At 30.8% G+C, this 21,800-nt stretch carries 20 protein-coding genes and 1 tRNA gene; 11 read left to right on the top strand and 10 right to left on the bottom strand.

Annotation, left to right across the window (positions count from 1 at the left end):
• Positions 1-58 precede the first annotated feature (58 nt).
• The 5 genes from N5D46_RS11300 to N5D46_RS11280 form a co-directional block, all read right to left on the bottom strand.
• A complete protein-coding gene (locus N5D46_RS11300; RefSeq protein WP_280050004.1) occupies positions 59-946 on the bottom strand; it encodes an exopolyphosphatase in 888 nt (295 codons plus the stop codon).
• Complete coding sequence (gene ppk1, locus N5D46_RS11295; RefSeq protein ID WP_114999774.1) at positions 936-3,002, bottom strand: polyphosphate kinase 1; 2,067 nt, start codon at positions 3,000-3,002, stop codon at positions 936-938. Before ppk1 ends, N5D46_RS11300 begins: the two co-directional genes overlap by 11 nt.
• Positions 2,999-3,484, bottom strand: a complete 486-nt coding sequence (locus tag N5D46_RS11290) for a histidine phosphatase family protein (RefSeq protein WP_280050003.1) — start codon at positions 3,482-3,484, stop codon at positions 2,999-3,001. Before N5D46_RS11290 ends, ppk1 begins: the two co-directional genes overlap by 4 nt.
• 93 nt (positions 3,485-3,577) lie before the next feature.
• The gene (locus tag N5D46_RS11285) at positions 3,578-4,009 is read right to left on the bottom strand and encodes a thioesterase family protein (protein ID WP_052217929.1); all 432 of its coding nucleotides are present in this window, start codon (positions 4,007-4,009) and stop codon (positions 3,578-3,580) included.
• 23 nt (positions 4,010-4,032) lie between these two features.
• Positions 4,033-5,067 carry an AI-2E family transporter gene (locus N5D46_RS11280; protein WP_280050001.1) on the bottom strand — a complete coding sequence of 345 codons (1,035 nt, stop codon included), beginning with the start codon at positions 5,065-5,067 and terminating at the stop codon, positions 4,033-4,035.
• Positions 5,068-5,181: 114 nt separating this feature from the next.
• On the opposite strand from N5D46_RS11280, the gene N5D46_RS11275 reads away from it, so the two are divergent.
• The 3 genes from N5D46_RS11275 (at position 5,182) to N5D46_RS11265 (ending at position 7,680) form a co-directional block, all read left to right on the top strand.
• Positions 5,182-6,201, top strand: a complete 1,020-nt coding sequence (locus N5D46_RS11275; RefSeq protein ID WP_280050000.1) for an isoaspartyl peptidase/L-asparaginase — start codon at positions 5,182-5,184, stop codon at positions 6,199-6,201.
• 36 nt (positions 6,202-6,237) lie between these two features.
• Positions 6,238-7,020: a hypothetical protein gene (locus N5D46_RS11270; RefSeq protein ID WP_280049999.1), complete on the top strand. Its 783-nt coding sequence runs from the start codon at positions 6,238-6,240 to the stop codon at positions 7,018-7,020.
• A gap of 84 nt (positions 7,021-7,104) precedes the next feature.
• On the top strand, positions 7,105-7,680 hold the full coding sequence (locus N5D46_RS11265; protein ID WP_125348839.1) for a hypothetical protein: 576 nt from the start codon (positions 7,105-7,107) through the stop codon (positions 7,678-7,680).
• 70 nt (positions 7,681-7,750) lie between these two features.
• Here N5D46_RS11265 and N5D46_RS11260 read toward each other — a convergent pair whose 3' ends face one another.
• The gene (locus N5D46_RS11260) at positions 7,751-8,632 is read right to left on the bottom strand and encodes a NifU family protein (RefSeq protein WP_125348840.1); all 882 of its coding nucleotides are present in this window, start codon (positions 8,630-8,632) and stop codon (positions 7,751-7,753) included.
• Positions 8,633-8,691: 59 nt separating this feature from the next.
• Between N5D46_RS11260 and N5D46_RS11255 the strand changes: the two genes are divergently transcribed.
• Together N5D46_RS11255 and N5D46_RS11250 are read left to right on the top strand one after the other, a co-directional pair.
• The gene (locus tag N5D46_RS11255; protein WP_125348841.1) at positions 8,692-9,204 is read left to right on the top strand and encodes a gamma carbonic anhydrase family protein; all 513 of its coding nucleotides are present in this window, start codon (positions 8,692-8,694) and stop codon (positions 9,202-9,204) included.
• Positions 9,205-9,646: 442 nt separating this feature from the next.
• Complete coding sequence (locus N5D46_RS11250; RefSeq protein ID WP_280049998.1) at positions 9,647-10,903, top strand: DUF3748 domain-containing protein; 1,257 nt, start codon at positions 9,647-9,649, stop codon at positions 10,901-10,903.
• 172 nt (positions 10,904-11,075) lie between these two features.
• Here N5D46_RS11250 and N5D46_RS11245 read toward each other — a convergent pair whose 3' ends face one another.
• On the bottom strand, positions 11,076-12,587 hold the full coding sequence (locus tag N5D46_RS11245) for a bifunctional GNAT family N-acetyltransferase/carbon-nitrogen hydrolase family protein (protein WP_280049997.1): 1,512 nt from the start codon (positions 12,585-12,587) through the stop codon (positions 11,076-11,078).
• 104 nt (positions 12,588-12,691) lie between these two features.
• On the opposite strand from N5D46_RS11245, the gene N5D46_RS11240 reads away from it, so the two are divergent.
• A complete protein-coding gene (locus tag N5D46_RS11240; protein WP_125348844.1) occupies positions 12,692-13,729 on the top strand; it encodes a hypothetical protein in 1,038 nt (345 codons plus the stop codon).
• A gap of 51 nt (positions 13,730-13,780) precedes the next feature.
• Here the strand turns inward: N5D46_RS11240 and N5D46_RS11235 are convergent, their stop codons facing one another.
• From N5D46_RS11235 to N5D46_RS11225, 3 genes are all read right to left on the bottom strand, one after another.
• Complete coding sequence (locus N5D46_RS11235) at positions 13,781-14,029, bottom strand: hypothetical protein (protein WP_280035601.1); 249 nt, start codon at positions 14,027-14,029, stop codon at positions 13,781-13,783.
• A gap of 7 nt (positions 14,030-14,036) precedes the next feature.
• Positions 14,037-17,051: an Ig domain-containing protein gene (locus tag N5D46_RS11230; protein ID WP_280049996.1), complete on the bottom strand. Its 3,015-nt coding sequence runs from the start codon at positions 17,049-17,051 to the stop codon at positions 14,037-14,039.
• A 181-nt stretch (positions 17,052-17,232) separates the two neighbouring features.
• Entirely contained in the window at positions 17,233-18,672 is a 1,440-nt protein-coding gene (locus N5D46_RS11225; protein WP_280049995.1) for a glyceraldehyde-3-phosphate dehydrogenase, read from the bottom strand.
• A 340-nt stretch (positions 18,673-19,012) separates the two neighbouring features.
• Between N5D46_RS11225 and N5D46_RS11220 the strand changes: the two genes are divergently transcribed.
• The 5 genes from N5D46_RS11220 to N5D46_RS11200 form a co-directional block, all read left to right on the top strand.
• A tRNA-Ser gene (locus tag N5D46_RS11220) sits at positions 19,013-19,097 on the top strand.
• A gap of 453 nt (positions 19,098-19,550) precedes the next feature.
• On the top strand, positions 19,551-20,609 hold the full coding sequence (locus N5D46_RS11215) for an MBL fold metallo-hydrolase (protein ID WP_125348848.1): 1,059 nt from the start codon (positions 19,551-19,553) through the stop codon (positions 20,607-20,609).
• Between the two features lie 9 nt (positions 20,610-20,618).
• A complete protein-coding gene (locus N5D46_RS11210) occupies positions 20,619-20,897 on the top strand; it encodes a hypothetical protein (RefSeq protein WP_280049994.1) in 279 nt (92 codons plus the stop codon).
• Positions 20,898-20,913: 16 nt separating this feature from the next.
• Positions 20,914-21,213: a transposase gene (locus N5D46_RS11205; RefSeq protein ID WP_125388334.1), complete on the top strand. Its 300-nt coding sequence runs from the start codon at positions 20,914-20,916 to the stop codon at positions 21,211-21,213.
• The coding region (locus N5D46_RS11200) for an IS3 family transposase (protein WP_280049993.1) at positions 21,210-21,800 on the top strand (591 nt) is incomplete at its 3' end. The genes N5D46_RS11205 and N5D46_RS11200, both read left to right, overlap by 4 nt.

Below are 21,800 nucleotides of genomic sequence, written 5' to 3'. Positions count from 1 at the left end.
TTATAAAATTTTAATCAAAATAAAAGGCCAGATTAATCTGACCTTATAATAGAAGTATTTATTTTTCTAAATCTTTATATACTTTTCGAATAATTCCGTCCGAAAGTCCAATTTTCGGAACATGAATTTTCTTTGCATGCGACCATTTTAGCACATTATTATAAATTTCTAATGCATAAACCACAACATCAGCACGATCGGGCTTCATATTGAAATTCTGCATACGTTCTTCCGCAGTCATTGTTTGTAAAATTTGATAATGTTTTTTTACATACATGCTACTCAAAGGCATTCCCAGTTTTACGCCTGAATATTTGTATACATGGTTAATATTTCCACCAGAACCAATTAATTCGACTTCATCATCACCAATGTTTTCGTGAATCCATTGTTTCATTTCGTTAAAAGTATTTGGTGAAACTTTATTTTCCAACAAACGTACAGTTCCTACTTCAAAGGATTTTGACGTAAAAACCTTATTATCTTTTAATAACGTTAATTCGGTACTACCACCACCAACATCTACATACAAATAGATTTTTTCGTCTTGTATAAAATCACCTAATTCCGTATTAAAAAGTAATTCAGCTTCGGTTTTTCCATCTATAATCTCGATGTTAATTCTAGATTTTTTCATCACTTTTTTTACAACATCTTTTCCATTTTTTGCTTCGCGCATGGCAGAAGTTGCATAAGCTTTATAAATTTCAACATCATAAACCTTCATCATTAATGCATAAGACAACATAGCATCACAGATACGATTTATATTTGTTTCGGAAATTTGTCCATCAATAAAAACGTCGTGTCCCAAACGAATTGGCATTCTCACAATACTGGTTTTATTAAAAATTGGCGCACGACCTTCTTCTTCGTAAACATAATTAATCAACAATCGCATGGCGTTAGATCCAATATCTATTGCTCCTAATTTTCTAATCTTCATTTTCTTGTTCGTTTAATTTTTTAAAATATTCGTATGTCGTAAACTGAGAGCGGTTTGGTTTTTTATTGTTTCGTTTGTATTCTAAAGAAGATTCAGCCGTTATTTGGCGACCTTTTACATTATCTTCAAAACTCAAATTAAATGTATCCATAACGATTTTTTTGAATTTATGATCGTAAATCGGGCACGCAACTTCCACACGATTATCCAAATTACGTTCCATCATATCTGCCGAGGAAATATAAACTTTGTCATCGCCCGCATTCTTAAACCAATACACACGTGGATGTTCCAAAAATTTATCAATAACGCTGACACATTCAATATTTTCGGAAAGATTTTTAACTCCAGGAATCAAACAATTAATTCCACGCACAACCAAACGAACTTTTACTCCTTTTTGAGAAGCTTTATACAATAAATCAATGATTTGTTTGTCGCTTAAACTGTTCAGTTTCATGTTAATTTCTGCAGGTAAACCAGCTTGATGATTTTTGATTTCTCGTTTAATCATCTTGACAATTTTTTTACGCGTTCCATAAGGTGAAACCAGTAAATGATTGTACGTTAAGTTCAAGTAATTAGCTCCAAAAAATTTAAAAATCTGTTCAACATCCTTTGTTATTCCCGGATTAGTTGTGAAATATGTATAATCTGTATAAATTTTTGCTGTTCCTGCATGAAAATTTCCTGTACTGATAAACACATATTTCTGTGCCAACATTCCTTCTGGTTTACGTTCGATATAACCAATTTTTGAATGTACTTTCAGTCCCGGAACTCCAAAAATAACATTCACACCAGCTTCTTGCAATTTTTTCGACCACATCGCATTATTGGATTCATCAAATCGCGCACGAAGTTCCAAAACAGCTGTTACTTCTTTTCCGTTCATCGCCGCGTTTATCAACGAGTGCATTACTTGCGAATCTTTTGCAACACGATAAATAGTAATTTTTATTTTGGTTACTTTCGGATCAATTGCGGCTTCACGAAGAAATTTTAACAACAAAGAATAATCATGATAAGGCGCCATCATCATTTCCTCATTTTCCGTAAAAGCTTGAAAATAACTGTTATATTCAAAAGGTTTTTTCTGAATAATTGGCTTTATTTTTTCATACGTTAAATTAGGAATATCAAAACTTGGAAAGCTCATCAAATCTCGTTTGTTGTGATATTTTCCACCAGGGTTGATACTATCATATTCGTCTAATCGTAATTTTTTTAAGAAAAATTTCAACGTATCTGGTGCAATTTCAGCATCATAAACTAATCGGACAGGAACTCCTTTTTTACGATTTTCTAAACTATTAATGACTTTTTCTAATAAACTATGTTCCAAATCATTATCAAAATCAAGTTCGCTATCTCGCGTAATTTTGATGGAATGAGCTTCAATTGTTTCAAAATCAAACATTTTGAAAATATCTTTCAAATGAAAACGAATAATATCTTCCAAATACATGACATAGGTATTTTGATCATACTTTGGAAGCACAATAAAACGCGAAAATAAATGCGTTGGAACAATCAAAAGTGCATATTGAATTTTATCTTTTAATTGCATTTTTACCGCTAAATAGAACGACCCATCGCGTAAAGGTGGCGCTTTTTTGATGTCATCTAAAATAAAAACTCCAACTGTATGAATAAATTCGCTGTAAAAATATTCGGAAATAAATTCTAAATAATTCTCAGGAATTGATTTATCATCAATCACAAAAATATTGTAATTCTCTAATTCTTTGAATAATTGATTATGCAAATCATCGTACTGAACGCGCTGTTGACGCACAATTTCATTGATTTCATCGATCAATTCTTCGTCCGTTTGATCTGGCACAATATTTTGATAAACGATTTCTACATCTTTGAACTGTATCGAGCGTAAAATTGTAGAATATCGAACCGAATAAAATTCATCTAAATTGTTCGAATAAATTCCTAAAAAACGAATTCGTTCTAACAACGGAACTGTTTCGTCAGAAGCTTCTTGCAACACGCGCGCATTGAACGAAAGCCAACTGATTTCGCGGTTTATATATTTTTTCATTTAATTTCTTTAGGTAAAATTATTTTTATGGTTTTTCCTTTTTCTATTGATTTCCAATTATCCGAATCAAACTGTATCCAGACAAATCCAGAAGTCGAAAGATTGTAAATCATTTCATTTCCCAACTGATTGGTAATATCTGTAAACGCAGGATTATGTCCAAAAATAAGAACATTTTGCAATTCATTATCCAAATTTCTAATCCATTTGTCTAATAAATAATGCGAAAAAGTATACAAATCATCTTCGATATGAATGGTTTGATTAGGAAATAAAATAGGTTTGACAAGTAGAGAAGTTTCTTTTGCTCGAACTGCTTTGCTCGAAAATATTTGATCAAATTTCAATTCAAAATTTTGATGAATATAATTTGCTACTTTCTTCGTTTTGAATTCACCAATCTCTGTGATAGAACGAAATTGATCTGAAACATTTTCGTTCCATTTACTTTTTGCATGACGCATTAAAAACAAATTTTTCATAACGCAACGAGTTTAAAAAGAAAAAGTAGTTAAATCTAATCATTATCTAATGAAAAGACTTAACTACTGTTGTATTTTTTTTAGGATTATTTTCTAAAGATTACCTTCGTAATTCTTAAAATCATTTTTTACCCAATCTGGCAATTCCATCGATTTTTTCTCTTCCATATCGTACATTACTTGTGTACTTTTTCCGATACAATGAATAACATCTTCACCATTTTCGCTTTTACTTGTGACAATATATTCAAAATCGAAACTCTTATTTCCTAATTTTGTAACTCGTACACCAATACGAGGTTCTATCGCATTTGGACGTAATTCTTTTTGGTAACTCGCTTCCATATGTGCAATGACAAACATGTGTCGCGTCCATTGCCATTTTTTGCTCGAAGCCATCATATAATAGGCTCTACCGATCTGGAAATACTCGAAATAAAATACATTATTTACATGACCAATTGGATCAAAATCGCTCCAACGTGGTTCTAAAGGTTTAAAGAATTTAAAGTTTTCTATACTCATTTTTAATTGGTTTTTAATAATAATTAATCTTCAGGATTTGGATCAATAAATTCGTATTTGTACAATTTGACTAACCAAAAGAATACTGAAAATAAGATAGGTCCAAATATAATTCCGATAAATCCGAATAGATTTAAACCAACGATTACTCCAAAAATAGTAATTAATGGATGAACATCTGCCATTTTTTTTTGTAAAACTAAACGGATTAAATTATCTGAAAGCCCAACAATTACAAAGCAATAAATTAATAATCCAACCGCTGATCCAGTTTCACCTTTTGCAAGTAAAAATAGTCCAAGAGGTACATAAATAAGTGCGGCACCAACGACAGGCAACATTGCAGCAAAAATGGTTAAAATAAACCAAGTAAACGCATCATCTACACCAAATATAAGATATCCAATGTAGGCAATTATTGCTTGTAGAAAGGCTGTTAATGGCATTCCGACAGCATTTGAAATAACTAAATCTTTCAAATCTTTGTTCATTTTGACTAAATTACTTGTTTTAAGCGGAATTGTTCTGTAAAACCAATTTTCAAGTTTTTGATGGTTCATCAACATAAAATACAAAATAAGGAAAGCAACACCCAACTGAACTGTCATATCCATTGAAGCATTCAGTGTTTTTTCTAATAATTTACCTCCAACTTGTGTTATTTTTTCAATGTTTGTTGGACTAAACACATCGATATGAAATTTGGTTTGCAACATTTGAATAATTTTATTGACATCTGTTTTAATTTGAGCTGTGTCATTTAATAGCACCATTACTTTATTCGTTAACATTTGAATTAATAAATAAAGAGGTCCAATAATCAAAATCGCGCTACTAATCATTAAGATAATTACACTTGCTAATTTGTTCCATTTTTTTACTTTCACTAGCCATTGCAAAGGATTTAAAAGCAAAACATACAAACACAAAGCACCGAGAAGTCCAGGGAAAAATGCTAAAAGATTTTTGGTAATTAATCCAAAAACTAAAAGTATTATTGCAATAAATGCTAACTGTAACAAGACATTGTTAGAAAGATAGTGTTTATTAGAGTTCATAGGTAATTTATTTGTTTAATAACAGTTGTTGATATTTCGTTATCAAATTCAATGCTAAAAATAGTTAATTTCTATAAACTTTTCTATTTTTAGACGTTGAATAAAATTTTACACATGAAAAAAATAGTTGGTTTAATCTTATCCGTTTTGACGATGACGACATATGCACAAACGAAACAAGACAAAGTTGTTTTGGTAATTCATGGTGGTGCTGGTACAATTTTGAAAAAAAATATGACACCCGAAAAGGAAAAAGCGTATCGAGATGCTTTAGCTGAATCTTTGACAAAAGGTTATGAAGTCATCAAACAAGGTGGCGAAAGTGAAAATGCGGTGATAGAGGCCATAAAAGTAATGGAAAATTCGCCTTTGTTTAATGCAGGAAAAGGAGCAGTTTTTACACATGAAGGGAAGAATGAATTAGACGCTTCGTTGATGATCGGAAATACAATGCAAGCTGGAGCTGTGGCTGGAGTTACAACGATTAAAAACCCTATTTTAGCAGCAAAAGCTGTTTTACAAAATTCTGCTCATGTAATGATGGTTGGAAAAGGAGCAGAAGAATTTGCTCAAAATCAAGGTTTAGAAATTGTTGATCCAAGTTATTTCAAAACGGAAGAACGCTGGAATTCTCTTCAAAAAGTTTTGGAAAAAGACAAAGAAAAAATGGAATTAGACCACGATGCTAAAACACATGCGTATGTTCCTTTCAATTTTGTTGACGAAAAATTTGGTACTGTTGGAGCAGTTGCTTTGGACAATAAAGGTCATATCTCGGCAGGAACTTCGACTGGTGGAATGACAAATAAACGTTTTGGTCGAGTAGGCGATTCGCCAATTATTGGTGCTGGAACGTATGCAAATAGCGAAGTTGGTGTTTCAAGTACAGGTTGGGGCGAATATTTTATAAAAGCTGTTGCGGCATATGATGTTGCGGCTTTGATGAATTACAAGAAACTTTCTTCGAAAAAAGCTGGTGAAGAAGTTATTAAGAAAATTGGTGATTTAGGAGGCGATGGCGGAATGATTATTTTAGATAAAAATGGTCAAGCAAGTTTTCCTTTTAACACTGCCGGAATGTATCGCGGAAGTATTACACAATCAGGTAAGATAACTATCGAAATTTATCAATAAATTTGGAACACATTTTAAAATAAAGATATACAATACATGATAAAACAAATTTTACTTACAGCCACTGTTGTTCTTGCAAATTTTGCAACAGCGCAAGTAACCTCTATGATTAATGATAAAAATGTAGATGCTTCGACAAAAGTATATGGAATGGCTCCTTTAAGCGATGAAACAAAGGCTTATGAGAAGTTTAATTTTATGTTAGAAAATGCTGCGGCTATACAATTAGGAAAACCAATTTTGGAGTATGGATATCAATCATCTACTTTTCAAGCACAAGATAATGGAGTAATGATTTATATGGTAAAAGATAAGAAAATTGTCGATCAATGGTTGGTAAATCCTGCCTTCTACAATGTTTTTCATGACGGAATTCCGTATTCTTATGATACCGATAAATTAGCTGTTCTTGCTGATAAATATCCGTTGATTTATAAAGAAGAAAAACGTCAATATAAAACTGAAAAAGAATACCAAAAACAGCGTCCAGCCTTGTTTGCTGATCCTTATAATTTGATTATTACAGAACCAGATTTTACATACGAAGGATATTTTGATGTGCAATTTCCACAAAACGAACAATTCAAAAATTCTGAAGCTGCTATAGCTTATTTAAAACCAATTGTAGAGAAATTGACAAAAAAGAAATTTGATATTAATTATACAATTACTGAAAAAAATATTTTAGATCGTACACAATTTACAATAACAGTTGCAGGAGAAGAAAATATCTACAAAAAAATAAAATTAGATAATCTGCAAAAAGGAGATTGGCAATCATTAAGTTATGAAGCTTCGATTTTCCGAAAAGCGAATTAATAGAAAGAAAAGGTTTTTGAAATAATCAAGAACCTTTTTTTTATCCACAAAGATTCGTAATTTGACTTTTTAACCCAAAGAAATATGAATTCTAACTTCTATAAAATATTACAACACTCAAAAGAAAATCAATCAATTATTGCCGTTTACAATGATCCAGAAGGAGACAATTTTTGGGCTGGATATATTTTAGATTTTAATGACGAATTTTTTACGATGCAACACATTTCGAAATATGGTAAAAAAGATGGAATTTTAATCGAACCTTATTTTAAAATTAGTCGAATAGATGTTGATGATTACTGCAAATGTCTCAATTATTTGAAAGAACATCACACCGATTTGGATCAAGAAAATCCAATCACATTTAATGCAACAGCAGAAGAAAATTGGGTTCGTCAAATTTTAGGCGAAATAAATGATCAAACCGAATATGTATCACGTATTCAATTAAATAACAATAGTCGTTTTGCAGGTTTTATTCGGAATTTAACTGAAGATGATTTCGAGTTAAAATGTATTGGTTCGGAAGGAACGGACGAAGGCTCTTTGTATTTTCAGATTGATGATGTTTCGTCGATTCGTGTCAATGATTTAGAAGCTCGCAGAAGGTTATTTTTTTATAATTATCGTCGTTCTATCGACTTTTTTGATGAATAATCGAGAGATATTAAATAAAAAAAATCCAACTCAAAACGAGTTGGATTTTTTTGATACTATGTGTTTAATCTTATCCATTTACAGCTTCAACGTTGTCTACAACATCAGGCATCATTTGTTTTAAAATACCTTCGATACCATTTTTAAGCGTTGCTGTAGAAGATGGACAACCAGAACAAGCACCTTGTAATAACATTTTTGCTGTTCGCGTTTCTTCATCAAATTCAATTAATTCGATATTTCCACCATCATTTGCAACTGCTGGTTGAACATATTCGTCTAAAATAGCTTTGATTTGTTGCTCAACAGAAGAAAACTCTTCAGCAGGTTTTACCACAACATGCTCAGGAGCTTCTGTTGTGAATTCATAAAATTCATCAAAAACAGGACCTCCAGCTTGTAAATAATTCGTAATAAACGAACGAACATCCATCGCCCAAAGTGACCAATCTTCTGTTTCGTTTTTCGTTAAAGAAACATAATTATCAACAATAAAAACTTCTTCAACAAAAGGATATTCTTTGTAAATCGCAACAGCTAATGGAACTCCAGCAGCTTTTTCTCTCGATTTTATCTCGATGATTTCTGGCGCTAACATAGAATTTGAAACGAATTTCATCGCAGCAGGATTAGGCGTCATTTCTGCATAAATAGAAATAGGAGCCTTTTTCATTGGTGCTAAAATTGCATTTTCTTCTAAATGTTCATTGATAATTTCTTTCAAATCTTCTGTAACATCAGCCCAATCAACAGCATCTATTTTTTCTATCGCAACAAAATTCGCTGTGATAAATATTTTTTGAATAAATGGTATAGTCAATAAAACTTGCGCTAAAGGAGATTCGGTAGCTGTAGATTCTTTATCGAATTCCACGCCACCTTGTGTTAAAGTCTCGTCACAAACGAACTTCATCACATTATTATTTGGTGTAATTTCTTCGTATACTCTCATAGTTCTACAAAAATACGCTATAAAAATGTATCTTTATCATTAGAATTATAGATTTTGTTATGGCAATAATTAAAGAATTAAATGGGCATACACCAAAGTTCGGTGAAAACTGCTTTTTAGCGGATAATGCTGTGGTTGTAGGAGAGGTAGAAATGGGAGATGATTGCTCAATTTGGTTTTCAGCAGTTGTGCGTGGAGATGTACATTATATCAAAATGGGGAATAAAGTAAATATTCAGGATAACGCAACAATACATGCGACGTATCAAAAATCGCCAACAACAATTGGAAATAACGTTTCGATAGGGCATAATGCTATTGTACATGGTTGTACAATATACGATAATGTTTTGGTTGGAATGGGCGCAATTGTGATGGATGATTGCATTGTTGAATCTAATTCTTTGATTGCTGCTGGTGCAATTTTAACCAAAGGAACGCATGTAAAAGAAGGAGAATTATGGGCTGGAATTCCAGCGAAAAAAATTAAAGATGTTCCAAAAGAATTGAAAGAAGGCGAAATAGAAAGAATCGCCAATAATTATTTGATGTATAGTAGTTGGTATAAATAAAAGAAAGCTCAGTCTGTAACTGAGCTTTTATTTTCTACTTCCAGAAATTCCAAACTTTACCATCAAAAAAGGCAATTGTTTTGGATAAGGAGAAATAATATCATTGACAACATGTCTATACGAGGTAAAACTATTCAATTGTTGTTATCATTTCCAGATTGTGGAACATATTGCGAATCAATTCTGGTTGTAGATTTTCCAAAATCTTCATTAAATATTACCTTTGTTGTTTAAGGTTTAACAAAACTTATACTAAGGAAAATAAAAACATTGAAAAAAGTATATTATTAATCATAATTAATCCAGACAAAAAAAATAAAATGCAGTTTTGTAACAAATTTTTATAAAGAATGTTGAAATGTTTCTAGTAATCAAATAATTACGTTTTTAGTTGCTTGTTAAATGTTTATTAAGTAAATAAAATATTATTAAACAATACGATATGGTAAAGCAGTTAACTTATGATGATTTTGGACATACGCTTCATCATAATCAAATTCAATCGGTTGATGGTAATTATCTTGTTTTTGATAGACGAAATGATGATACAAAAATTGGAGAAACTTCTTCCATTTGTTTACTTCATACGAGAACTTACGAATCCGAAATTATTTATACAACAAATAATCAAACAGAGTTTGGTCCTGGAGTAGGTGCAGCCTCTTTTTCACAAATTGAGAATAAAGTTATTTTTATTCATGGTATTCGAAATGCGAATCAAGCAAATCCGTATTCGGCAACAAGAAGGACAGGTGTCGCAATTGATTTAGAATTTCCAAATCAGCCTATTTTTATGGATGCTCGAAATATAAATTTTCCCTTTACAAATGGTGCTTTGCGTGGAGGAACACATTCGCATTCGTGGCAAAAAGAGAAGAATTGGATTAGTTTTACTTACAACGATTATGTCTTGGAACAAGAATCCAAACACAATTCTAGTATAAAAGATCAGCGAGTGGTTGGAATGATGTTTCCCAAAAAAGTTGAGGTTGATTTTGATGAAACATTAGAAAATAATTTTGGAGAAATGTTTTCAATTATCGTTTCGAAAGTAGTGACAAATCCGACAAATGGAAGTGATGAAATCGAAAAAGCTTTTGATGAATGTTGGATTAACTCAACAAATAATATTGCTTTTCAAGGTCATGTTCGTGATGAAAAAGGGAATTTGAAAACAGAAATTTTTGTTGCTGAAATTCCAGATGAAATAAGTTTTGATGAAAAAGATAATTTAAAAGGTAGTTTAACAACTTTGCCAGATATACCAAGTTGTATTTCGCAGAAACGAATCACTTTTACTCAAAATGGAATTAGTAATTTTAGACATTGGTTACGTTCTTCCCCAGACGGAAAAATCATCTATTTTTTGATGGAAGATGAATTTGATAAAACGCAATTATTTGGTGTAAATTTAGTTTCGAATGAAATTATTCAATATTCTTTTTTAGAAAATTCGATTACCTCTCCATTCAATCTTTCACCAAACGGAAAATATGCTATTTATTTTGTTAACGATAAAATATATCTAAATGATTTAACCGAAAAAAAATCTAAACAAATCTATCAAGTTCAAAAAATCAATAATGAATTAACGGGAATTCCGCATTTTTCTAACGATGGAAAAAAAATCTATTTTAATCAATTTGTTTCAAATAATTTCAATGAAAAGTTTATTCAAATCTTCGAATTAGAGTTATAAAACAAAATTGAAATATGTTAAAGTTCAAAGTTTTCTAAAAAATATTTGTCCCTTATAAAAAATATTTCTAATTTTAGTACAGATACTTAACCGAACCTAAGGTCTATGCTCTTATTCGAGTCTAACCAATGGGAATAAGAACTAAAAAAAACCTCCAATTTGGAGGTTTTTTTTATGATTTTATTAGTTTTACTTCATACAAATCCTTGCGTCTATCTTTCATCGTTTTTACAGTTCCATACTCATGCAATTCTTTTAGAAGATAAAGATCAACATCAGAAATCAGTACCATTTCAGTATTCGGAGTTGCTTCTGCTTTGACTCCATTGTTTGGAAAAGAAAAGTCTGAAGGAGTGAAAACTGCCGATTGCGAATATTGAATATCCATATTATTTACGCGTGGTAAATTCCCTACAGAACCCGCAATAGCCACATAACACTCATTTTCAATCGCTCGCGCTTGTGCACAACTACGTACTCGTGTATAACCATTTTGCGTATCAGTCATAAACGGAACAAATAAAATTTCCATTCCTTGATCAGCTAAAATACGGCTCAATTCAGGGAATTCAACATCATAACAAATCAGCAAACCTACTTTTCCACAGTCGGTATCAAAAACTTTTATTTCGTCACCACCATTCAATGCGTAATATTTGAACTCATTTGGTGTAATGTGTATTTTACTATACGAATCTAATTTCCCCGAACGATGACATAAAAATGACGTATTATATAGTTTTCCTTCCTTTAGATGAGGCATAGATCCTGAAATAATATTGACATTATATGTAATTGCAAATTCTTGAATTTTCTTCACAATATCGTCCGTCATCGTTGCTAATTGATGCATCGCTTCAATCTCTTTCAAATGATTATATGGACTCATCAACGGCGAATTGAAAAATTCTGGAAACATAATAAAATCAGAGCCATAATCGCTTACCGCACTTACGAAAAACTCAATTTGATCATAAAAATCTTGTAAACCATTAAATAAACGCATTTGCCATTGCACCAAACCAAGACGAATAGTACGTTTTGTCGGTGAATTAGATTTCAATTCAGGTTCGTAATAGATATTATTCCATTCTAATAAAGTGGCGTATTCTAAGGATTCTTTATCATCTTTCAGATAATTTTTCAAGATTTTTTTAACATTAAAATCATTCGAAATCTGAAAAGCTAAAGTTGAATCATAAATTTCTTTACTTTTTACTTTTTCTATATATTGTCTAGGAGATAATTCTTGCGAATATTTATGATAATTTGGAATACGACCTCCTGCAACAATTGATTTTAGATTCATTTCTTCACAAAGCGCTTTACGTTCGTCATATAAACGTCTTCCCAAGCGCAATTGACGATAATTTGGATGAACAAAAACTTCAATTCCATACATTACATCACCTTCTGGATCATGTTTTAAAAATTTACCATTAGATGTTATCGTATCATAATTCGATTCGATATTCGTTTTTTTCGAATTAACCACAATACTCAATGCCGAAGCAACAACTTTTCCATCCACTTCAACACAAAGTTGACCTTGCGGAAAAATAGCTAATAATTCTTTAATTTCGTCGACAGTCCAAGTTCCAAGCTGATTGTGATAGGCTTCTTTTGTAGATTCAGTCAAATCACTATAATCTTCAAGAGTCAAATTTCTGACCTGAATATTCATTTTATTTAGATTTAGATTATGTTTGAATTTAGCAAATATTAATCCAATAAACAATTTTAAAAAATAAATTTAGACCTATCTTCGTATAGACTAATAAGCATGAAATGAAAGATGTAAAAATAGAGTTTAGAAAGCCTATTTATCCTGTGAGTGACGAATTGAATCATTATTTAGAGAAATATCATCGCACAACAAAAGCGAGTATAGAATATGATGATTTGATGCGTTTTTCGGGTTGTGTAGCGTTGGAAGATAAGGAAGGAAATGATACGCATTGGTTAGGTGTTTATTATACAGACTCGGAACATCAGGAAATACAAGATAGCCTAAACAGAATTTATACTTACTTACATTCAGACGGAGATGAGGAGTCTTTGCCTTATCTTGTTGTTGATTCTATTGATTATTGTACATTCGGAAATTCGAAACCTTTTCGTATTCGGGTTCGTAATATTTTGAATGATAATTATACCAATTTTTACATTAAAAAAGCAGATGCTTCGCGTATTTATGGTTTAGAATTAGAAGATATTTTGTCTCCACATCGAATCAATTTTTTGGTCTACAAAAATACATTGATTGAAGAGCATATTTTAGGAATTCCAGGTGATGTTTTTATCAAAAATTATTTGGATAAATGTAATGATTTAGAGAAAAATCAGATTGCAAAAGAGTTTGTAAAGTTCAATGAACGCTGTTTTATAGGTCTTTTGGGTGATATGCGTTCGTATAATTATGTGGTGATTCCAATTCACGATTTTGATCAAGTTATCTATAGAATTCGACCAATTGATTTCGATCAACAATGCTATGAAGGAAATTTAAAAATTTATCGACCACAGTATTTTAAAGAAAATAAAATTATGGTTGATTTGGTGAATAATCGCTTGAAACCAAATTCTGTCGATCAATATAGAAAAGAAGTAAAATCCTTGATTTCGAAAAGAATTTCGAATAGTTCGAAACGTTTTCGTGATTTAATGAAAATCATGAAAAATGATCATATTTCTAAACCAGAAAATGTTGCACAATTACGAACTGGTTTTGCAAAGTTTTATAAAGATCAATCTTACGAAAATTGTGAAAGAATGGGTGAAGTTCTATATAAAGCAATTGCGAATAGTTTGGAACAGATAAAATAAGAAAAGCTTCTCAAAAATAGAGAAGCTTTCTTTTTTTATATAATTTAGAAATTAGTTTTTTAATAACTGCTTTCTGAAACGTAAAGCAACTAAACCTGCTCCAATTACCAATAAAGGAAAATAATCATTTATTGGAGTTGGATCTGGATCTGTACTAGGACCATTTGGATCATCTGTATTATCAGCTTTTTGAGTAGTGTTATTACTTTCAAAAAAACGAATTCCACCTTCTTCAGTATTTGCAAAAGTCACAGTAGACATCAAACAAAATAATAAAGTTATTTTTTTTATATTTTTCATACGTTAATTATTTTAAAATTACTTTTCTAGATTCAATTGTACCATTTGTATTCTCTACAACAACTACAACAACTTGAGGATTTACATTCAAATTGATTACATAATTTTTTGTATTTATGTTTTGAATATTTTGTAACTGTCTTCCTGAAATATCAACTAATTTTATTGATTTAATTGATTCTTTAGATGAAATTGTAATCTGTTTATTTTGAGCATAAACTACCAATCCTTTTTTAGACAAATCATTCGTAGATAATGTTTTATTTTGATAGTTTATAGAGAAACGATCATTAATTTCTCCTGCTTCTGTATCAAAAGAATAAGATTTTAATTCGTTTAAATTAAATACTTTATCTAATTTTTTGTCTACCAAATAGATATTTTGATTTTCGAAAACACCTTCAAATTGTTCTAAATTAATTTGATAAGTTCCTGCTTTTTTAACATTGAAAGTTAAATCAAAAGAATCTTCGTTATTGAAATCTCCACGTCCTTGAATTACAAATAAATCATTGTTCAAAACAGAATATAATCCTTCAGCTTTATTGTCAAATGGTTGAGCATCAAAATTTTGATCAAATTTATTTGTCGATCCCATTCCATAACCAATTAAAGAAGTATTCAATTTAGTTTGATCTGCTGATAAACTTAACCAATATCTATCTTTTTGACCTTTGTAATAAACTGGACCATTAGCTGAGGTACGCATCGCATTATTAAGCACTAAATTACCAGCGTTTGCTACTTTTACTATAAATCCTTGTGCAATGTCAATATTAGGTGAAGTCATAGCTGGATCATTCCATCCTATTCCATTGTAAATAGCCCAGTTAGAACCTTGATATGCTCCATTTACAATTGGTTTAGAATGCGTCCAAACATAAACAGAGTTTACTCCTACTGATGTATTAGCAGCAATTAAAGCATCTAAACTAAGTGGTGACGCGTAAGGATTTCCTACTGCATTATTTCCTTTAGATGTTTTAGTTACAGGAATCGTTACTTCTCCATTAAATAATTGACCTCTGAATGAACTTTCAAATACCTGAGCATCGCCTTCTCCGTAGTTGTTATAATTATTAGGAGCTCTAAAAGAAATTAATTCTCCTGCTTTAAAATTATCTGCAGCTGTTACATTCTCTGTCCAATCATTTGTTGACTCTAAAAATCTTGCAAAACGATTTGTTAAAGTATTTGGAGAAATTTCGAAAATATTTTGATTAATAACTGGTGAAGACCACATTAAATTTTCTAAACGGTAAATAGGTGTTGATGATCTATCAAACATTGCAGGACCAACATTTACTGCGCTATTATTCTTTTGAATCAAATAAGCACCGTGACTAAATCTAAATGTTACATCATTTTGATTAACAACTTCATTTTCTACAGTAATTGTAATTCCTGCAGGAATAATCATATCTCTCTCAACTGTTAATTTCTTAGCAGAAAAACTTTCTGTTGGAGTTGCATGTAAAATAACTTCTTTTGTAAGGTCCGGCGTTCCATTAGACCAAGCTGTACCATCCCAAGTTGTAGAGTTTGAAGGTAATAATTTGTATAGTTGTAACGTTTTGTATTCATTACCACCAAGATTAGTTATTGCATATGCTCCGAATACATCTGTTGTTCTATAAATAATACCTCTGTCTGTTGAATTTACATTTCTTAATAAAAATCCTTCATTTGAGAATGAAGCACTCCATTTTGAATTGTCTGTAGAAGGTTCTTTGATTAATGAAAAATTAGTACTTGTAGTATAATTAATATAACTTCCAATTTCTTCATTAGAGATTGCTAATCCGTTATTTACATTATCTATTTTCCATACAATAGATAATGATGGATTTATTATTCTATTATTTTCTGTTGTAATATTTTGAACACCAAATTTACCAGAGTTTAATGTATTATTCATTGCTTTATTTTCGTATGAAAACACATAATATCCATTTGTAACTTCTTCTAAATTATTAATTTTAACAAATGTACCTTCTCCATTATATGTAATTACATTAGGATCATTTGATTTTACATTAAAAGTCGTCGTATAATCATTAAAATTATTATCTCCTACTGCTGTAGCGGTAATTGTTGTAGAACCTATACCATCAAAAGATAATGTATTTCCATTTGCAGAAACAATAGAATTATCTGCAGATGTATATACTATATTTTGCCCTTGATCTGTTTGATTTGGTAATTCTGTAAAAGTAGTTCCTTGGTTTTGAGTTAAATCCTCAAATGTATAATTTACGGTTTGATTTGCTTTTGCTATTTCAAAAGTTACATTAGCCAGGTCAGAAGTTCCATATTGATTTGTGGCTGTTAACTGTGCTATAAATGTTCCTGGTTGTTCAGGTGTACCTGAGAAAACACCATTATCAAATGTAATTCCTAAAGGTAATGTCCCCGTTTGCGCCCAAGAGGTAGGGTTATTAGTCGCTGTCACAGCTCCATCAGACAACAATACACCATAAGTTCCTGTAATTGTTCGTGGAGACACAACTGGTTTTTCCGTTGCTACTCCAGCAGCAGTCCAAGAAATATTATCTAAAGTAAGTTGTGGTCCTGCATTTCTAAAAGTTACAGTTACTACTCCTGTTTTGTTTATTTCTACTTCATAATTGTGAATAGTTGTATCGGTACTAGTTGTACCAAAAGTAGGAGAAGTAAAAACAACTACGTTATCTACTAAGATTTCAATCTTTCTATTATTTGAACCTCCAGTAAAAGCTTTTCTGACATCAAAAGTTAATTTTCCGATTCCATTAGAAATTGTTGTTTCTAATGTATTTCCTGAAGCTTGAAATAGGATTCCTTTATTTGTGATAGGATATGTACCTTCATTTCTTGCTTTTGTATAATTCCATACAATTCCACTTGTTTCACCGTTAAATGATCCTGTTTCATAAGAATTACTTAATGCAGTTTGGGACTCAAAAGTTTCTGTTCCCTGCCCAAAAGCAAATCCTGATAACAATAAAGTTAGCAAGGATGATCTAAAGTAAAATTTTTTCATAAATAAAATGTTTTTTTTAGTTGTTCAAAAATAGTGTTAATTTTTATAATCAACATTAATATAATATTAACAAAAATAAAACAATTAATTTATTTAGCTGTTTTTAAACGAATAGGTTACAAAAAAATCCACTAACTAAAAAAGCTAGTGGATTAATTTTAAATAAAGGGAAAAAATACTATTAATAGTATGTATATCTTCTAACACCCGCAATGTGTTTCGCCAAACGCATTACTTGGTGGCTATATCCATATTCGTTATCGTACCAAACGTACATTACAACATTTTTACCATCTGCAGAAACAATTGTTGCATTACTATCAAAGATAGATGGAGCAGTAGTTCCAACGATATCCGAAGAAACTAATTCGTTGTTCAACGAATATTTAATCTGTTCTACCAATTCTCCATTTAAAGCTGCACTTTTCATAATGTTATTTACATCCTCTACAGAAGTATTTTTATCAACTTCCAAATTTAACACAACTAATGATCCATTTGGAACAGGTACGCGAATTGCATTAGATGTTAATTTACCTCCTAAACTAGGTAAAGCTTTCGCTACAGCACTACCGGCACCAGTTTCTGTAATAACCATATTTAACGCAGCAGCACGTCCACGACGGTATTTTTTGTGCATATTATCAACCAAGTTCTGATCATTTGTATAAGCATGAATCGTTTCTAAATGACCTTTCACAACACCTAGGTTATCTTCTACAACTTTTAGTATTGGAGTGATTGCATTTGTAGTACAAGATGCCGCTGAGAAAATATCTACATTTTCCGGGCTGTATTCTTCATGATTAACACCATATACAATATTCGGAACACCTTTTCCTGGCGCTGTTAATAAAACTTTATCAGCACCAACAGATTTTAAATGACGAGATAACGCTTCTTCATCTTTAAAAACACCTGTGTTATCAATAATTAAAGCATTATTAATACCATAAGCAGTATAATCAATATCTTCTGGCTGAGCTGCAGAAATCATATAAACAGAAACTCCGTTGATGATTAACGCATTATTGTCGTGATCAGCTACAACGTTTCCATCAAAATCACCATGAACAGAATCATGACGTAACAAAGAAGCTCTTTTTTCTAACAAAACAGGATCGTTTTTATCACGTGTTACAACAGCGCGTAATCTTAATTGTTGACCTTTTCCCATTTGAGAAGCCAACTCACGAGCTAATAAACGTCCGATACGACCAAAACCGTATAAAACAACGTCTTTTGGTTCAACACTTTTTACATTTTTGCTTGCACCTAATTTCTCCTCAACGAAAGCTTCTGCCGAAGCGTAATCTCCAGAAATATATTCTTTAGCTAATTTTCCAACATCAAGTCTAGAAGCTGGTAATTTAGCTTCAGAAATAGCTTTAGCAATTGCTAATGTATCGTCGATAGCAATCTTTTTTTCTACAAATTCCTCAGCATACTGATGTAGATTTACGATGTCACTAACGTTTTTATCAACTAATTGATTACGGAAAATTACCAATTCAACAGATTGATCATACCATAAATCTGAAACAATTTTAATGAATTCTACAACCTTTTTGCTCATTTCATTGAAAGATGCAAGTTGTTGATCATAAGAAGAGTGGTTCATTTAATAAATGTTTATTTGTGTTTATTTACTTAATTCTTGGCAAAAGTAATCAATTATAACGATTTCGTACATTTTTATTACAAAAACTAATTATTGTCATAAAAACACAACTATTCCTACGAAAATACTAAAATATAGAAAATAAATAAATTTTTAATGAGAAATTTTAAATTTTACGAATACTAATAAACAGCTATAATCCATTGTTTTATTATTGAATTTAAAATTAGTTTTATTTTACGAAAACGTTTTCGTAAAATAATTGTTAAAAAGTTTTATTTGCAAATTCGAAAAAGCGTTCTATATTTGCACTCGCAATACCGCAATAAACTGCGTTATTGGAGAGTTGGCAGAGTGGTCGAATGCGGCAGTCTTGAAAACTGTTGAGGGTCACACCTCCGGGGGTTCGAATCCCTCACTCTCCGCAAAGACAAATGGTACCTTTGGAAGACAAAGAGTACCATTTTTTATTTATTCTTAAATCATATCATTTTCTTCATTATGTTTTATAGAGTTATTTTTTGAAAATCTGAAAATCAAAGTTTATTTAAAAACGTCAAAAATAACATCAAAGGTTCGACTGAAGTACCTGTCAGCCCGCGAAAAGACAAATGGTACCTTTGGAAGACAAAGAGTACCATTTTTTATTTATTTTTAAATCATATCATTTTATTTTCTATATTTTATAGAATGATTTTTTCTGAAACTCTTGAAATCTTATTTCAATCATATTCTTCTCAATATTTCCCTTTAAAAAATTTTACAAAGGTAATCTCATATTTATTTATTTTTCAATTACGGTTTTCCGTAATTGAGAGAACTTCCATTTGATTATATTTGTTAAATTTAGCATATTCGTTAATAAACCTTTATCTATTATGAAAATAAAATTTTTACAGGCTTTTAATGGAGATTCCATATGGATTTCTTTTACGGAGAATCGAATTAATAGAAATATTTTGATTGATGGAGGGACTTCAACTACATATACTTTTAAAGACAAAAAAGACGGGAAAATAAAGCAAGGTGATTTAAAAACTCTTATAGAATGTCTTAAAGCAAAAAATGAAAAATTGGATTTAGTAATTCTAACTCACATAGATGATGATCATATAGACGGATTTCTAAAATGGTTTAGCAAAGATGAAACAGCGATTCAGAATATAAAAGAAATATGGTTTAATTCTGGTAGAACGATTAAACAGTATTTAAATGATACTGAGGTTGAAGTTAATTCTGTCAAATTCAAAGATCAAACAACTTTGACAAGTGTAAAACAAGGTGTTGACTTTGAAAATTATATTCGTGATAAGGGAGTTTGGAATGAAGAAGTAATCAAACAAGAAGAGATAATACATTGGAATGGAGTTTCTTTTCAAGTCTTGTCACCAAGTAAAGAAAAATTAATAGGATTACTCAAAGAATGGGAAAAGAAAGCGCCTACATCTCTATTAGATACTGCGCGAAAAGATGATTATAAAAAAACTTTAAGGAAGGTTATGGAAGAGGATGTCTTTGAAGAAGATGATGATCCTTACAATGGAAGTTCTATATCATTTATTATAACTCGTGAAGACAAAAAGTTCTTATTTTTAGCTGATTCTCATCCTTCAAATATTATTTCAGAGTTGAAGAGGTTAGGTTATAACCCAACCAACAACAAACTCCAAATAGAATTATTAAAAATTTCTCACCATGGTAGTCAAAAGAATACTTCAGTAGAGCTGTTAGAATTAATCGAAACTAATAAATATGTTATTAGTACAAATGGAGATATGCACGGTCATCCTGATAAAGCGACTATTGCTCGGATTGTTAATGCAAATTCTAAAGCAAAAATATATTTTAATTACCCCACTTTAATAGACAAGCTAATTTTAAAGGAAGATCAAACAGACTATCCAAATGTTGAATTTTTAGGAACTGAATCATTATAAAGTGTATTTATGAGAGACGATTTACAATTTTTTACAGTAAAAGTAGCAGGTGGAAGTGGATGTTTATTTCAACCGTTAGATAGTGAGTATAGTTACGTTTTGACAGCTAAGCACGTTATTGAAGGTGTTGAGAATATAGAAATAGTCAGACAATACATTGGAAATGATGGAAACAAAGTAGATGAGATACTTAAAATACTAGAAATTCCATATATGCATAGTAATCCCAATAAGGATGCCGCCATTGGATGTCCTAACAAAAATTCCATAGTAAGAAAAGGTATATAATACTTATCTTACAATTATGAAAGGAATAAAAAATCATTACGATGCTTCATTTAAATTACGAGCAGTAGAATTGAGTTATGAAAGAAGTAATATTTCGGAATTAGCAAGGGAACTTGGAATAAAAGCCTCCTTATTATACAAATGGCGCAAAGATTATCAAGAATACGGATCCAATAGTTTTCCAGGAAAAGGTAATTTAAAACTAACGCCTGAACAGGAGCGAATAGTTGAATTAGAAAGAAAGCTTAAAGATGCAGAATTAGAACGTGATATCTTAAAAAAAGCAATCAGCATTTTCTCCAAGAACGGTCGATGAAATATAGATTTATAAAGAATCATGAGTGCCAATTTCCGATTGAGAAAATGTGTATTATCTTAAAAATCCACTCCAGCAGCTATTATAAATGGAAAAATAAAGGTTGCTCCAATCGACTTTTGAGAAAAAATTTGATGCTAGATAAAATAAAGTATCTATATTTTAAATTCAAGCAGAGATATGGAAGTCCTCGAATTCATTCAGAATTAAATGCTTTAGGTTACAGAATATCAGTTAAAACAGTTGCTAAATATATGCAAGAGCTTGGTTTAAGAAGTAAATTAAGTAAAAAGTTTAGAGTTACAACAAATTCTAAACATAATTATTTAACTGTAAATAATCTTCTTAATCGAGATTTTTACGCTTCAAAACCTTCTATGAAATGGGTATCAGATATTACTTATATTCAAACTCAAGAAGGATTTTTATATTTAACAACAATTATCGATTTATACGATAGAAAGGTCATTGGTTGGAGTTTGAGCAATACGATGAGTACTGAAGATACAACTTTATCAGCATGGCGTATGGCTATAAAGAATAGATCGATTAAAAAAGGAATGCTATTTCATTCTGATCGAGGTGTT

Source organism: Empedobacter sp. GD03865, from assembly GCF_029840775.1.
Classification (GTDB): domain Bacteria; phylum Bacteroidota; class Bacteroidia; order Flavobacteriales; family Weeksellaceae; genus Empedobacter; species Empedobacter falsenii_B.
This window is presented reverse-complemented; position numbering and strand designations above follow the sequence as displayed.

Coding starts and splice junctions, on each gene's coding strand:
- N5D46_RS11230 (WP_280049996.1), bottom strand. CDS start 17,051: ATGAAAAAATTTTACTTTAGATCATCCTTGCTAACTTTATTGTTATCA.
- N5D46_RS11205 (WP_125388334.1), top strand. CDS start 20,914: ATGAAAGGAATAAAAAATCATTACGATGCTTCATTTAAATTACGAGCA.
- N5D46_RS11285 (WP_052217929.1), bottom strand. CDS start 4,009: ATGAGTATAGAAAACTTTAAATTCTTTAAACCTTTAGAACCACGTTGG.
- N5D46_RS11240 (WP_125348844.1), top strand. CDS start 12,692: ATGAAAGATGTAAAAATAGAGTTTAGAAAGCCTATTTATCCTGTGAGT.
- N5D46_RS11260 (WP_125348840.1), bottom strand. CDS start 8,632: ATGAGAGTATACGAAGAAATTACACCAAATAATAATGTGATGAAGTTC.
- N5D46_RS11215 (WP_125348848.1), top strand. CDS start 19,551: ATGAAAATAAAATTTTTACAGGCTTTTAATGGAGATTCCATATGGATT.
- N5D46_RS11225 (WP_280049995.1), bottom strand. CDS start 18,672: ATGAACCACTCTTCTTATGATCAACAACTTGCATCTTTCAATGAAATG.
- N5D46_RS11280 (WP_280050001.1), bottom strand. CDS start 5,067: ATGAACTCTAATAAACACTATCTTTCTAACAATGTCTTGTTACAGTTA.
- N5D46_RS11265 (WP_125348839.1), top strand. CDS start 7,105: ATGAATTCTAACTTCTATAAAATATTACAACACTCAAAAGAAAATCAA.
- N5D46_RS11235 (WP_280035601.1), bottom strand. CDS start 14,029: ATGAAAAATATAAAAAAAATAACTTTATTATTTTGTTTGATGTCTACT.
- ppk1 (WP_114999774.1), bottom strand. CDS start 3,002: ATGAAAAAATATATAAACCGCGAAATCAGTTGGCTTTCGTTCAATGCG.
- N5D46_RS11255 (WP_125348841.1), top strand. CDS start 8,692: ATGGCAATAATTAAAGAATTAAATGGGCATACACCAAAGTTCGGTGAA.
- N5D46_RS11210 (WP_280049994.1), top strand. CDS start 20,619: ATGAGAGACGATTTACAATTTTTTACAGTAAAAGTAGCAGGTGGAAGT.
- N5D46_RS11245 (WP_280049997.1), bottom strand. CDS start 12,587: ATGAATATTCAGGTCAGAAATTTGACTCTTGAAGATTATAGTGATTTG.
- N5D46_RS11290 (WP_280050003.1), bottom strand. CDS start 3,484: ATGAAAAATTTGTTTTTAATGCGTCATGCAAAAAGTAAATGGAACGAA.
- N5D46_RS11270 (WP_280049999.1), top strand. CDS start 6,238: ATGATAAAACAAATTTTACTTACAGCCACTGTTGTTCTTGCAAATTTT.
- N5D46_RS11300 (WP_280050004.1), bottom strand. CDS start 946: ATGAAGATTAGAAAATTAGGAGCAATAGATATTGGATCTAACGCCATG.
- N5D46_RS11275 (WP_280050000.1), top strand. CDS start 5,182: ATGAAAAAAATAGTTGGTTTAATCTTATCCGTTTTGACGATGACGACA.
- N5D46_RS11250 (WP_280049998.1), top strand. CDS start 9,647: ATGGTAAAGCAGTTAACTTATGATGATTTTGGACATACGCTTCATCAT.